The sequence below is a fragment of the Peribacillus sp. NPDC097198 genome, from assembly GCF_044762055.1.
GTDB lineage: Bacteria > Bacillota > Bacilli > Bacillales > DSM-1321 > Peribacillus.
In genome coordinates this window covers 1-13,975 of sequence record NZ_JBIWDO010000004.1, presented here as the reverse complement: position 1 = coordinate 13,975, position 13,975 = coordinate 1, and the positions used below count along the sequence as shown (strand labels likewise).

The following is a 13,975-nucleotide window of genomic DNA, read 5'->3' as shown; positions in this document are numbered from 1 at the left end:
CATAATCCTACACACTAATTTTAAGAAAGGCTTTACCTTGTTTAAGAAATAAAACTATTTGATTTTTCAGTTTATTTTATTACATTTATGTTAGCATTGAATTCGCCAATGAACAATAAACACATTTTGTCGAAATTTATTTACTTTAGAAATAAAGGGATTTACATCAAAATTATTATCCATATTTATTTTTTTTTATAAAAACGAGTGCATTTTCGACAAATAGCGAATGAAAATCCGTCAGATTAGGAAAAGAAATGCTATTTTAAAAATATAATAAAAGGAAAATCACCAAATTTTTAATAAATATGTGTAAAATAGATGTAAATGTCGAAAATTTTCTCCCTGAGGTGAAAACATGCAAATCTTAATTATTCTATTATTCTCATTGGCAATCATCCTTCTTATTATTTCTTTTTTCAAACAAGACAAGGTTGCTAAATTAGAAGAAGATCTAGAACAAATGACTATAACCTATATGCAGGATATCTACCAATTGAAGAAAAAGGTGAAGATTCTTGAAGAGGAATTTGTGATCCAGGACGGGCCAGACCACTCTGAGGCAAACCGTCTCAAAGCAACCACTCCTTCAAATGACAGGGAGTCCATTCATAAAATCTTAAAGAGCCAGGTTCTTTCTTTATACAACCAAGGACTTTCACTGGACCAGATCGCCAAACAATCCTCTTTGACGAAAGAACAAACCCTTTCAGTCATTGAAGAATATGGATTGCGGGGAAAAGAAGATGAATAAAGTGACTCTTCAGGCCTTTTCAGCAGGCCTCATTGTTTCCACAACAATCTTTGCTGGTTTTTATTATATGACGGAGCCCAACGAAGAAACTGGACCGACTGTGGAAGAAGCTAAGAAATTGCTGAATGAAAAAGGCTATCTCGTATCCTTGCAGAAAGACGAAAGGCTAAATTCCGAAAAAGAAGAAAAAAGGATCGACAAGGAGGAGAAGAAACAAGAGAAAGAGGTTCCCAAAAAGAATAATCCTGTTGTTTCCTATACCTTAGAAGTGAAAGCCAATATGACTACACTAGAAATAGCAACGAAACTGGAAAAGGAAAAAATCATCGATGACGCTGCACGTTTTGAGTCTTACGTTGAAGATCAGGGCTTCTCCAAGAACATTCAGATTGGCGAATTTGTCGTCACGGATAACATGACCTATCGACAATTGGCCAAGACACTGACACAATAATGATAAAAGAGAGACTTTGAATGGCTGCCGGCCAGGCAAAGTCTCTCTATTAAAACTGCCTATATTCAATCCCTGCGGCTGATATAACGCCCCCTCACAAGGAAGTATATATTTTCGGCAATATTCGTTGTATGATCAGCCGTTCGTTCTAGATAGCGGGCAATGAAGGAAAGTTGAGTCACCTGTTGTAGGTTCTTTTCATCCGACAATCTTAGGAGACTTCGGATCATATCCCCATAGAAACGATCGACCTCATCGTCCATTTCAATGATTTCTCGCGCTAAAGTAATATCTTCCCTCTCAAAGGCATCAATGGAAAGTTCAATCATCTTCAGTGTGATATCATACATCTCTTTCAATGAAGTTATCGGAAGAATGAAAGGCTGATCACCGATTCGTATGGCCGATTTGGCTATATTAACGCCAAAGTCTGCCATTCTCTCCATATCGGATGCAATTTTGATGGCAGCAATAATCCTCCGTAAATCGATGGCAACCGGTTGTTGTTTAGCAATTAGGAGAATGGCGAAGTCGTTAATTTCCTCTTCCAATAAATCTGCTTTCGTATCATCCTCGATGACTCCAAGCGCTTCTTCAAAATCCCTGTTCTCGAGTGCCGTAAATGATTTAGTGATTGCGCCTGATGCCAATTCAGCCAACTCAACGATTTTCCCTTGTAATTCTTTTAACTGAAGTTCGAAATTTTCGCGTACAATCATGCATCTGCCCCCTTTTCTCTCATCCAAACCGACCTGTAATATAATCTTCGGTCCTCTTATCATGCGGGTTCGAGAAGATGGTATCGGTGTCGTCATACTCGATGACTTCTCCATTTAGAAAGAAAGCCGTTTTATCAGAGATTCGGGCCGCTTGCTGCATATTATGGGTAACGATTATAATACTAAAATCTTTTTTTAGCTCTTGGATCAATTCTTCAATTTTTAATGTGGAAATCGGATCGAGCGCTGATGTCGGTTCATCCATTAAAATGACATCAGGTTCAATGGCGAGACACCGAGCGATACAAAGTCGCTGTTGTTGCCCACCTGAGAGTCCATATGCATTTTCTTGAAGACGGTCTTTTACTTCATCCCAGATGGCAGCACCTCTTAAACTTTTTTCCACTATTTCGTCCAAAATCTTTTTATTCTTGATGCCATGAAGTTTCGGTCCATATATCACATTCTCATAGATTGATTTAGGGAAAGGGTTCGGTTTTTGAAAAACCATACCCACCTGCGTTCTCAAATCCTCCACTTTATAAGATTGATCCAGGATATTACGGTTCCGGTATTTAATCTGTCCTGTCGTCCTTACGCCTGGAACAAGTTCGATCATCCGGTTCAACGTTTTGATAAAGGTGGATTTCCCACATCCTGACGGACCGATGATTGCGGTCACCTCATTCTCATGCATATCAAGATCAATATTTTTCAATGCATGGTTTTCCCCATACCATAGATTGAGCCCTGCCGTTTTATATACGGGAGCCCTTGAAGAAACAGGCTTTTTTTCATTTTTAATTAGTGGAACCTCTTGTTTCGCTAAGGTCATGTTCATATTATCTTCTCCCCCCATCAGTATCTTTTCTGAAATTTATTTCGGATTACCACAGCAATTGAATTCATGAAAATGAGCAGAATGAGCAACACGATGATTCCTGCTGCAGCCACCTGTTGAAATTCTTCCTGAGGACGCGATGTCCAGTTATAGATTTGCATAGGGAGCACCGTAAACGTATCCATGACTGATTGCGGTAAAAAGGCAATGAATAATGGAATGCCGACCACCACCAATGGAGCGGTTTCTCCGATTGCCCGGGATAAAGCAAGGATCCCACCTGTTAAAATCCCTGGTATCGCTGCTGGCAGGACCACTTTCCAGATGGTCTGCCATTTGGTGGCACCCATTCCATAAGAAGCATCTCTTAATTCACGAGGTACAGCCCTAATGGCTTCCTGTGCCGCTACAATGATGACTGGCAGGACGAGTAGGCTCATCGTTAGTCCTGCTGCCAAAATGGAGCGATCCAAGGCCAAAGCCCTGACGAAAACCGTCAAACCAAGCAATCCGAATACAATGGAAGGAACTCCCGCCAGGTTAGATATATTAACTTTGATGAATGTGGTGATCCAATTCCTTTTCGCATATTCCTCCAAATAGATGGCCGTCCCAACCCCCAACATAAGAGCAACCGGTGCAACGACGGCCATCAGCCATAATGAACCAATGAGAGCAGCCTTTACCCCAGCTTCTTCAGGTTTTCGGGAAGCGAAGTTCTGGAGAAAATCCCCATTCAAGTGACCAATCCCTTGAGTAAATATCCGATAGAATAAGAGGGCTAAGATCAGGAGCCCAAATAAGGTTGCCAAGAAGAATAACCCTTTACAGATTGAGTTAATCGCCAGCCGGACAGGCATTTTCTTTGCTACAAGACCTTTATTTATCAGTTTCATGTCAATATTCCTCCCTGTACCTGCGGGAGATGAACTGCGCCAGCAGATTCATGATTAGCGTAAAAGCGAACAGTGTCATTCCGACCGCATAGATGCTGTAGTATATCGTTGTTCCATACCCAGCATCCCCACTACTGACCTGCACGATATAGGCTGTCATCGTTTGAATCGATGAGGTGACGTCCATGCTCACGCTAGGAGTCGAACCACCTGCCACACTCACGATCATCGTCTCTCCTATTGCTCTCGAGATAGCCAGGACGATGGAAGCCACAATGCCGGATACAGCAGCTGGCAGGACCACCTTTATCGTCGTTTCAAGCTTTGTGGCACCTAGAGCATATGCACCCTCACGGATCGATTTCGGTACCGAGATAAGTGCATCTTCCGATAAAGAGGCTATCATCGGCATGATCATGATTCCTACGACGATCCCAGGGCTTAGCGCATTGAACATTTCCAGGAAGGGGAAGAGATCACGCAAAACCGGTGTAACGAAGGTCAAGGCAAAGAATCCGTAAACGATAGTGGGAATCCCCGCTAACACTTCTAGAATCGGCTTTATCACTCTCCGCGTTTTCTCTGATGCATATTCACTCAAGAAAATGGCAGTGGCAAGTCCTACGGGGACCGCAACTAGCGAGGCTATTACCGCTATCTTCAGTGTACCTACAACAAGTGGCATAATTCCATAAGAAGGAGTGGCGGCAAAAGGTAACCACTTACCATTTGTAAAAAATTCAACGATCGATACCTTCTCAAAAAATATAAACGTCTCAAAAATAAGGGTAAAGACAATTCCAATGGTCGTGAAGACCGATATGGCCGCTGTTAGGAACAGCATGACCGGAATCAGCTTTTCCAGATTGAACCTTTTTTTATTTTTTCTCTCCAGGATCATTCGCTGTACAGAATAGGCTTCTGCTTGTTTCAGTTCCAAAATGCATCCTCCATTTCAAACACGCAATATTTGAATGACCATCCGTTCCCCGCTCTGAATTCAGATGAGGAGACGGAAAGGAGTGACATGATTAAACCGTCTATTCCTTTAGTTCTTTCAATTTATCAAGATCCTTTTTATACTCCTCTTCCGGAAGGCTGATGTACCCTACTTCTTCAGATAGTTCTCCCGCATTTTCAATCATGAATTCCGTATAATCCGCTACTTGTTCCTTCTCTGCTACTGATTTATTCGCTACATAGGTAAATAAGGGACGAGACAAAGGAGCATAGTCCCCACTTTTAATCGTTTCATGGGTTGGCTCAACGGCCCCATTTCCATTATCGATGGAGATGACCTTTAATTTATCCTTATTCTCTGCATAGTACGCGAATCCAAAGAACCCTATGGCATTCTTATCCCCCTCTACTCCTTGAACCAAGACATTATCATCTTCGGAAAGTGTCGCGTTCTCCACCATCGGTTTTTCCTCGAGTATGACTTCATTGAAATAATCGTATGTGCCTGAGTCTGTACCCGGGGAATAAAACTTAATCTCTTCCTTTGGCCATTCCGGACGTATATCAGACCATTTCTTCACGGTTCCATTATCAACCCATAGTTCTTTTAGTTCCTCGACTGTCATGTGTTCAATAAAATCATTATCTTTGTTGACCACTATCGAGATGCCATCAAACGCTAATTTCAATTCTGTATATTCAATACCTTTTTCATCGATCAATTTACTTTCTTCCTCTTTGACAGGTCGGGACGCATTCGTTAAATCCGTTTCACCGGCAATGAATTTTTTAAATCCCCCGCCCGTTCCTGAAGATCCTACAGAAACTTTCACATCCGGTTGTTCAGCCATATATTCTTCCGCAACTGCCTCTACTATGGGAAATACAGTAGAAGAACCATCCATGATGACTTCCCCTGCCAATGAAGATGAGCTAGAGCCTTCCCCTTTTGCACCGCTTGTTTTAGTCGAATCATCCGCACCACAACCAGCCGCAATGGCTATCACTCCACCCATTACTACAGTCATCGCCATCCCCTTGAAATATCTCATGCGTAAGTCCCCCTAATATTTTTTTATGATTAATTTGTCCTACATACAAATCATACGATTACTCTGTAAACCTCGTATAAAGGAATTGTAAATATTCAGTAAATGATTGTTCACCTAGTGTAAAGATGCTAAGAGAAAAGTGGTTGCACCCTGAACATCCCCATTTGAACATAAAAAAACACGCTTTGGGTTGATCCCAAAAGCGTGTATCTTTTCTTTATTCGTCTTGACTATCTCTTATTTCAGCTTGCTCTTTTTGAATCTCTTTACCGTTCTCAACTTTCAAATCGGTTGATGCATTCGTATCTTTTTTCTCGGTCCGCTCTTTTTTCAGCTTGAAATAAGTATCCATGATTTCCGCACCAATTTCTTTACTCATGGAATGACCTGAATGTCCCTGATATGCCCAAGGAACGACAACAGCAAATGCAACTTCCGGGTTTTCGGCTGGAGCATAACCCACAAGCGTGATATTCATCGTGGCTTGAGGCTCGCTATAATCCAATCTACTCGGACCATCATAGAATGCTTCCGCCGTACCTGTTTTGGCCGCTACTGTATAAGACTTATTTCCAAAGTAAGAATAAGCGGTTCCGCCTACTTCCATCGTTACCTTTTCAAAGCCCTTTTGTACACGGGTAATCCATTCATCCTTCATATCAAGACGATTCAGGACAGTTGGTGAAACTTCTTCGGAAATGGGACCCAATTCATCATTTTCATCAACCGGATCACGTATTTCCTTAACAATGTGGGGTTCCATACGGTTCCCGCCATTGGCAATCGTGGACACATACTGCGCAAGTTGCATAGGAGTGTATGTATCATACTGACCGATAGCAAAATCCAGTAATTTACCCGGAGTTGTTTCGGAACCCTTGAAACCATTCATTTCCATCGGGAGATCGATTCCCGTACGAACCCCTAAACCAAACTGGGCAAACGAATTTCGCATCGTTGAAAATGCACTGGATTTAATGTTTAAAGGCTCATTCGGCACATAATGTGCACCTGCAATATTAATGGCGGTCCTGAACATATAAACGTTGGAAGAGACTTTTAAAGCCGTTAAATCGTTTATGTTCCCGAAATTGCTATAAGATCCTTTTTCCTTTGTACCTTTGATCTTCAACTTTGTATCATAGAAGAATGTTCCGGGCTGAATGGCTCCTTGTTGATAACCAGTCAAAACAGTCGCACCCTTCACAGCAGAACCCATCGTATAAGAAGTCGTGATGTTTCCTAATGCGAAATCATTAATGGACCTTTTTCCCGTCTTTTCATCCTTGTCATATTTTTTACCTGCCATCGTTAAAACTTCTCCCGTTTTCGGATCCATCATCACGACAAACGCTCTATCCAAGAATTTTGTGTTCCCCATCTTTTTCTTGCTGATTAAATGCTTTTCAATGATTTCCTCTGTTGCCAACTGTAAATCCATATCAACCGTCAACACCAGGTCTTTCCCACGCTGTCCTTCAGTAATGACTTCTGAATCCACAACGTTTCCTGATTTATCGGTTACATTCTTCACTTTTGCCTTTTGGCCTTGGAGGACATCTTCATATTGCAACTCAATATAACTTTTACCCACACGGTCATTCCGGCTGTAATCACGTGCTAAATAATAATCAAGGCTTTCGCTAGGCAATCCTTCTTCTGAAGAAGACACCTTTCCTAACACAGACTTAAGCGTTTTATTATAGGTATAGAACCTGTCCCAATCGGTTGAAATATCCACACCTGGAAGCGAATCGAGATTTTCACTCACCCTTGCAAACTCTTCCTTGGTTACTTTCTTGTTTTTCACGATTTGTGGAGTCAGTGCATAACCACTGGCGAACTCCCTATAAATCGCCAGGACTTCCATTTCCTTTTTGGAAAGCTTCATTTCTTCTTCTGTAATACGTTCGAGCTGTAGCTTGTACAAATCAGCTTCTTCAAGCTCTCCCTCTTCTACCTTTTTTCTTTCTTTATCCGTAATCTTTTTCTCCGCAAGCTCTGGATTACGCAGGATCCAAAAATCCTTTTTATCACGATCCGTGACCTTATCGGCTTCTTTATCAATCAACTTAGCTAGCTTCTCGGCCGTTTCAACCATTTCTATTTGTTTCGTACCTTGCTTTCTTGTATATGTAATTGCATCCAGCGGCTGATTGTCGACCATCAATTTCAAATTCCGGTCATACATTTTGCCACGAGGCACCGAATTATTCACGGTTACTTCTTCTGTTCTTTCAATCTCGCGTCGGTAATCATCGCCGTATACGATCTGTACGACACCCAAACGCAAAATCAGACCAGAAAACAAAACAAATACTAAAAAGAAAAGAACATTCAATCTGAAAGGTACATGCGTCTTTTTCTTTTTCTTTGTATTTACCACACCAAGCCACACTTCCTTTATCCATAGTCATGATAGTCCTATACTATTCTATAGAACAATTTTGTTTTTTTCTACCTTCATGTTCTAGAAATATTAGACACATAAAGAAAATCTAGCCCAAAAGCACGCTCAAGCCGTTCATTCGCGTTTTTTTACCACCATCTTACAATAAAAAAAGGCCCTCCAAGGCCTTTTTTCATTCTCGATCATAGATATCGATATTCCTCACAAACCAATAAATGATCAAATGTCCCGCACCAACGATTAACAAATAGAAGGGCAAGCTCTCTTTTAAATCAAAGCTCATGACCATCCAGATAAAACCTACTACAGAAACAATCCTTCCAAGATGAACGAACAGTTCACGGACAACCACGTATTCAATTCGCATTTTAGCTGCATCCTTAGCCCTTCCTATGATGTCATAGGTCAAAGAAATATATGGAACAAGCAACAGCGGATATGCTCCTGCAACGATGGCCCCATAAACGAGAAGCTTACCGAATGTCACATCGAAAGCGATGAGCCAGACTCCCATATAAAGAAAGATGCCTCCGATAAGGATTGCTTTCTTCCGCATGGGTTGTTTTATGTACCGCGAAACAAAAAAATAAGCAATGAAGGACACCGCTGAATTCAATAGTCCATAGCTCCCTATAGCCAGTTCACTTCCCGTTTGTACAAAGATGGTGATGGATATGATGAACATGAACGTTCCTTCCCGAAGCCCCTGAAAAAAATGGGCACGGGTGATCATACGCCAGTTCTTATCATTTTTTCTTTCTTTCCATACTCTCATAAAAAAGTATTTTCCGTGAGCAGGGCGTCTATTCAAGGAAAAGCTCATAAAAACGGCAATGGTAAACAGTAATAATGATAAACCAAAAATGATTGTATACCCCGTGAACTTTTCGAGCCTTGATATAATAAACCCTGAAAGGATAGGACCAATCATGCCCCCAAAGGAATGTAGAGCCCCTAAAACACCGTTGAAGAAGTCTCTCGTATCCGGTTCAGTAATTTCAAAAGTCAAAACATTAAACGCTAGCCAATAAAACCCATAGCCAATCCCTAGCAAGGCCCCCAATAGAAAAAGAAAATCCGTGGCCCTCGTTCCTACCAAAAGGACTGTCAAATAAAACAAAGCCATGAAACTTACGCCTAACCTTAAAACGATAATTCGGTCGACCTTTTTGGCTAACCGTCCGGCAAATACAAAAGTAATTGGTTGGAAAAGAACCACACTTAAATTGTAAACGGCAATATCAATAATTTGACCGGATTGTTTCCACAGATACACATTAACAAATGTATTGGATAAAGCGACACTCAGGCTATATAATCCGCCAATCAGCAAGAGAAGCTGCAAATCCTTCTTCGCTCCCGCCTCTCCCTTCCATTTTACTAAAATACCCATTGTTTTAACTCCCCTTCAAATTCCACTCTAGTGTTTGAAAAAACAATGGCATTTATGTGAGAAAGGGAAAGAAAACTGATGAATCGGCGTTCCCAATCAGGCATCAGGCCTATCCCTTTAGATTATCCAAGAGGAATAAGTAAGTTGTAAACGATTAGTTCCCATAAAACAAATAAGGCGGAAATCCCCGAAAGGATTTCCGCCTTATTATTAGTGCGTATAATTATTTAGCTGCGCTGTAACGTTTTGCAACTTCATCCCAGTTAACAACATTCCAGAAAGAATTGATGTATTCAGGACGACGGTTTTGGTAGTTCAGGTAATAAGCATGTTCCCAAACATCTAATCCAAGAAGTGGAGTCTTTCCTTCAGATAATGGGTTGTCTTGGTTTGGTGTGCTAGTAACTTCTAATTCACCGTTGTTAACGGCAAGCCATGCCCAACCAGAACCGAAACGAGTAGTTGCCGCTTTAGCGAACTCCTCTTTAAAGCTGTCAAAGCTTCCAAATTTAGAAGTGATAGCGTCTGCTAATTCACCAGTTGGTTGTCCGCCACCGTTTGGTGAAAGGATTTCCCAGAATAATGAGTGGTTAGCATGTCCGCCACCGTTATTGCGTACAGCTGTACGTACAGCTTCTGGTACTGCGTCTAGGTTAGCAACGATTTCTTCAACGCTTTTGCTTTGAAGCTCTTCGTTTCCTTCTAGCGCCTTGTTTAAGTTTGTCACATACGTATTGTGATGTTTAGTGTGGTGAATGTTCATTGTTTCTTTGTCAATGTGTGGTTCTAACGCATCGTATGCGTAAGGTAATTGTGGAAGTTCGAAAGCCATAATAAAATTCCTCCCTATGTAAGCTGTTTTTTGGGGCTCTAGTCATCTTCAGATTCCTAAAGCTCGTTAGCATTAGATTACCAAATTTTCTTATCCGTTTCAAATCTTATGCCTATATTTATTTTCATTTTATAGTTCTTTAGGCGAAGATCACGAATAAAAAGTACCCAATCATCAAAAGTTGGATGATTCCTTTAGTGAAAATGCTGCTTATGAAGCCTACCACGGAACCAAGGCCGATTTTTGATGCCGTAACCACATCTTTTTTATGGAAAAGGATCTCGGCCAGGAATGCTCCAATGAAGGGCCCAATCAATATTCCCACAAATGGAATCACAAAAGGACCGACAATGAGCCCGATTGTACTGCCCCAAACACCCGCCTTAGTCCCTCCGTATTTTTTGATGCCGACCATATTCGCAATATAGTCCGCAGAAAATAAAAGAACGACAAACAAAACTTGGACCGTCCAGAAAAACCAACCAAAAGGCTCAAAGGAATAAAAAAGTCCATATAACAAAATCCCTGCGAATATGAATAATACGCTTGGGATGATGGGAAAAATCAAACCGACAAAACCGATGATGAACATCAGGATAATGATGATCCAAAATAGCGTATCCACAAATAAAACATCCCTTCTATTTTATACACCTTACCTCTTCATATTTGCCCGTTTATATGCGGTTGAAACCATTGAATGCTGATACAGGTTGTTTTATTCCATAACTCTAGTTAAAATTGAGGGGAATATCATAAGATAGGTGCTGAAATCATGAACATATTCAAACAACTATGGGTGAGCCTCTATTCACCGAAAGATATCGGTTCCTTTCAAAACCAGGGAATTGGTAAGACAATTTTATATGTATTTTTCTTGAGCCTCATATTCTTCCTTCCTTCCGCATTTTACTTAGGTACAATGATTACGAATGGAATAAACGCGATTTCAGAAACTGTCTCGGAGGAAATGCCTGATTTTGAAATTAAAAATGGAACGCTAACCTCTGCTGACAAAGAGCCATTCGTCTTGAAAAAAGACAACTACCAAATATTCGTGGATGGCACTGGTTCCTTAACTCCAAAAGATGTTTCCGAAAAAACGGATGAAGCAGTGGCCCTTTTAAAATCCGAACTTGTATTTGTATCGAATGGCAATATACAAACTTCTCCTTATTCACTCTTAGAAGGAAATAATGAAGATTTATACAAATGGATCCATTCCGTGGAATCCGTCCTACCGATCATCCTGCCGTTGCTTCTCCTGACTTTATATTTATTCACGGCTGCTGGAACATTCTTGAAAGTGACCATTCTTGCTGCATTCGGGACGATATTCCGGAGCACCATGGGGCGTTCAATATCGTATAGACACCTATGGAGGATTGCCGCATATAGCATCACGCTGTCCACTATTTTCTTCACAATCATGGACGCCTTTCAAGCAGAAGTCCCCTTCGCTTCCTTCATTAGCTGGTTCGTGTCGTTAATTATGCTTCACTTATCCATTAAAGAAACGAATGATAATCCTGAAGAAATAGGATCATAAGAATAAATCAAAACCAGACTTGCTCTTGCCTGTCTGGTTTTTTGTACAGGGCGTTATTCCATATGACACCCCTGCTCCCTAACCATATGTGACTGTAGTCATCATTTTTCCCGTTCACCTAAAATCGACAAACTATTCCCGAACATATGCCTATAATAAGAGTTTAATCAGTATGTAAGGGGTGAAATGGCATGACCAAAGGGATTTTTGAATGAACTTCAAAAAGGACTGCCCAAACAAACTCTATTTAAAAGACACTCAGGAAAACCTGCCCAATTTCAGGCATAATACACCATCCTCCCAAATATATATGTATGAAAGACCATATTGGGGGATGAAATAATGAAAAGGTTACTGATGTTTTTCTCAATTTGTTTCATTCTATTTATCATTTATTTCGACATGACTACAGGAACTTTACCCACCTCCCCATCGTCAGCAACTTCAGTTCAGCCATCCAAGCCCGTAAGTAAACCTTCGGCCCCTTCAATCGCATATAAAGAAGTCCTCATCAAACCTGGAGATACCTTACTCTCCATCATGGAAAATGAAAGGGGAGCATCAAACAAGCCAATTGAAGAAGTCATATCAGATTTCCAAAGTTTGAATGAAGGGTTAAAACCTGAAAATATGCAGATTGGTAAAACGTACAAAGTACCCACATACTAATAAACCGTAATGATATATCTATCTTATCCGATGCTGGGATTGATGTCTTCTAGAAATAGCCGAACTTCAATCGAGAAAATCTCGACTGAAAAGAGTATACTTACTTCATAATAAAAAAGTAATGCGTCCTATTCCTTGTCAAGCGGTATGGACATTGATACAATATTTTAGTGAACTAAATGAAAAATCAAAATTGATTTTTTCCTAAAGGAGAGAATTCCACTTGAGTGAAATCATACATCGTACTAAAACGCGGCCAATTAAAGTTGGAAACTTAACAATCGGCGGCAATAACGAAGTAATCATCCAAAGCATGACAACAACTAAAACACATGATGTTGAAGCAACCGTTGCAGAAATCCTTCGTCTTGAAGAAGCAGGTTGTCAAATTGTACGTGTGGCCTGCCCGGATGAAAGAGCGGCTGATGCCATCCCTGAAATTAAAAAACGCATCCATATTCCACTTGTGGTCGATATCCATTTTGACTATAAGCTAGCCTTGAAAGCGATCGAAGGCGGAGCGGACAAAATACGGATTAACCCTGGGAATATCGGACGCCGAGAAAAAGTGGAAGCAGTAGTAACAGCTGCCAAAGCTAAAGGCATTCCGATTCGTATCGGTGTCAATGCAGGTTCTCTTGAAAAGAAAATCCTCGACAAATATGGCTATCCAACAGCAGATGGAATGGTCGAAAGTGCATTGCACCACATCAAGATCCTGGAAGATCTTGATTTCCATGACATCATCGTGTCAATGAAGGCATCCGATGTTACTTTGGCAGTCGAAGCTTATGAAAAAGCTTCAAGAGCTTTTGATTATCCATTACATCTGGGAATTACTGAGTCGGGCACCCTCTTCTCCGGTACGGTTAAAAGTGCGGCTGGACTCGGCGCCATCCTTAGCCAGGGTATAGGTAGCACACTCCGCGTATCGTTGAGCGCAGACCCTGTAGAAGAAGTGAAAGTAGCAAGGGAGCTCCTTAAAGTATTCGGGCTTGCTTCTAATATGGCCACACTAATCTCTTGCCCTACTTGTGGACGAATTGAAATCGACCTTATCTCCATCGCAAATGAGGTCGAGGAGTATATCCAGACGATTAAAGCACCAATCAAGGTATCTGTCCTAGGTTGTGCAGTGAATGGTCCTGGTGAAGCACGTGAGGCTGATATAGGCATTGCCGGAGCACGAGGCGAAGGTTTGCTGTTCAGAAAAGGAAAAATCGTTCGTAAAGTACCTGAAGAAACCATGGTTGAAGAATTAAAAATAGAAATCGACAAAATCGCCGAAGAGTATTATGCAAAGCAAAGAGCTGAAGCAGAAGAAGCGGCTAATGCAGTCATTAAATAGTAAAAAAGGGGCTGTCCCAAAAGTCAGGAAAATGACTTTTAGGGCAACCCTTTTTTTATGAAATTTATGCACAAAAAAATCGCCCTTTTTAGTAAAAT

14 protein-coding genes are annotated in these 13,975 nt (G+C 40.9%); 5 read left to right on the top strand and 9 right to left on the bottom strand.

Features of this window, described 5'->3' with window-relative positions:
- Positions 1-358: 358 nt before the first annotated feature.
- Both ACIQXQ_RS07770 and ACIQXQ_RS07765 read left to right on the top strand, forming a co-directional pair.
- Positions 359-754 carry a hypothetical protein gene (locus ACIQXQ_RS07770; RefSeq protein WP_402956525.1) on the top strand — a complete coding sequence of 132 codons (396 nt, stop codon included), beginning with the start codon at positions 359-361 and terminating at the stop codon, positions 752-754.
- Positions 747-1,208: a hypothetical protein gene (locus ACIQXQ_RS07765; protein WP_402869515.1), complete on the top strand. Its 462-nt coding sequence runs from the start codon at positions 747-749 to the stop codon at positions 1,206-1,208. The genes ACIQXQ_RS07770 and ACIQXQ_RS07765 overlap by 8 nt, the downstream gene beginning before the upstream one ends.
- Before the next feature lie 65 nt (positions 1,209-1,273).
- Here the strand turns inward: ACIQXQ_RS07765 and phoU are convergent, their stop codons facing one another.
- The 9 genes from phoU to ACIQXQ_RS07720 all read right to left on the bottom strand — a co-directional run bounded on the left by phoU (position 1,274) and on the right by ACIQXQ_RS07720 (position 10,936).
- Entirely contained in the window at positions 1,274-1,927 is a 654-nt protein-coding gene (gene phoU, locus ACIQXQ_RS07760; protein ID WP_402956523.1) for a phosphate signaling complex protein PhoU, read from the bottom strand.
- Between the two features lie 19 nt (positions 1,928-1,946).
- Positions 1,947-2,762, bottom strand: a complete 816-nt coding sequence (gene pstB, locus ACIQXQ_RS07755; RefSeq protein WP_402956959.1) for a phosphate ABC transporter ATP-binding protein PstB — start codon at positions 2,760-2,762, stop codon at positions 1,947-1,949.
- 23 nt (positions 2,763-2,785) lie between these two features.
- On the bottom strand, positions 2,786-3,664 hold the full coding sequence (gene pstA, locus ACIQXQ_RS07750) for a phosphate ABC transporter permease PstA (protein ID WP_402956521.1): 879 nt from the start codon (positions 3,662-3,664) through the stop codon (positions 2,786-2,788).
- A gap of 1 nt (position 3,665) precedes the next feature.
- Positions 3,666-4,565 carry a phosphate ABC transporter permease subunit PstC gene (gene pstC, locus ACIQXQ_RS07745; protein WP_402869889.1) on the bottom strand — a complete coding sequence of 300 codons (900 nt, stop codon included), beginning with the start codon at positions 4,563-4,565 and terminating at the stop codon, positions 3,666-3,668.
- Between the two features lie 139 nt (positions 4,566-4,704).
- Complete coding sequence (locus tag ACIQXQ_RS07740; protein WP_402956519.1) at positions 4,705-5,676, bottom strand: PstS family phosphate ABC transporter substrate-binding protein; 972 nt, start codon at positions 5,674-5,676, stop codon at positions 4,705-4,707.
- 217 nt (positions 5,677-5,893) lie between these two features.
- Entirely contained in the window at positions 5,894-8,062 is a 2,169-nt protein-coding gene (locus ACIQXQ_RS07735; RefSeq protein WP_402869523.1) for a peptidoglycan D,D-transpeptidase FtsI family protein, read from the bottom strand.
- A gap of 196 nt (positions 8,063-8,258) precedes the next feature.
- Complete coding sequence (locus ACIQXQ_RS07730; RefSeq protein ID WP_402956517.1) at positions 8,259-9,479, bottom strand: MFS transporter; 1,221 nt, start codon at positions 9,477-9,479, stop codon at positions 8,259-8,261.
- Positions 9,480-9,702: 223 nt separating this feature from the next.
- On the bottom strand, positions 9,703-10,311 hold the full coding sequence (gene sodA / locus ACIQXQ_RS07725; protein WP_402869526.1) for a superoxide dismutase SodA: 609 nt from the start codon (positions 10,309-10,311) through the stop codon (positions 9,703-9,705).
- A 139-nt stretch (positions 10,312-10,450) separates the two neighbouring features.
- The gene (locus ACIQXQ_RS07720; RefSeq protein WP_402869528.1) at positions 10,451-10,936 is read right to left on the bottom strand and encodes a DUF456 domain-containing protein; all 486 of its coding nucleotides are present in this window, start codon (positions 10,934-10,936) and stop codon (positions 10,451-10,453) included.
- Between the two features lie 150 nt (positions 10,937-11,086).
- Between ACIQXQ_RS07720 and ACIQXQ_RS07715 the strand changes: the two genes are divergently transcribed.
- The 3 genes from ACIQXQ_RS07715 (at position 11,087) to ispG (ending at position 13,877) form a co-directional block, all read left to right on the top strand.
- Positions 11,087-11,860, top strand: a complete 774-nt coding sequence (locus tag ACIQXQ_RS07715) for a DUF1189 domain-containing protein (protein WP_402869530.1) — start codon at positions 11,087-11,089, stop codon at positions 11,858-11,860.
- Between the two features lie 342 nt (positions 11,861-12,202).
- Positions 12,203-12,529, top strand: coding sequence for a LysM peptidoglycan-binding domain-containing protein (locus ACIQXQ_RS07710; RefSeq protein WP_402869532.1), 327 nt, complete (start codon positions 12,203-12,205; stop codon positions 12,527-12,529).
- Positions 12,530-12,761: 232 nt separating this feature from the next.
- Positions 12,762-13,877, top strand: coding sequence for a flavodoxin-dependent (E)-4-hydroxy-3-methylbut-2-enyl-diphosphate synthase (gene ispG, locus ACIQXQ_RS07705; RefSeq protein WP_402869891.1), 1,116 nt, complete (start codon positions 12,762-12,764; stop codon positions 13,875-13,877).
- Positions 13,878-13,975: the final 98 nt, after the last annotated feature.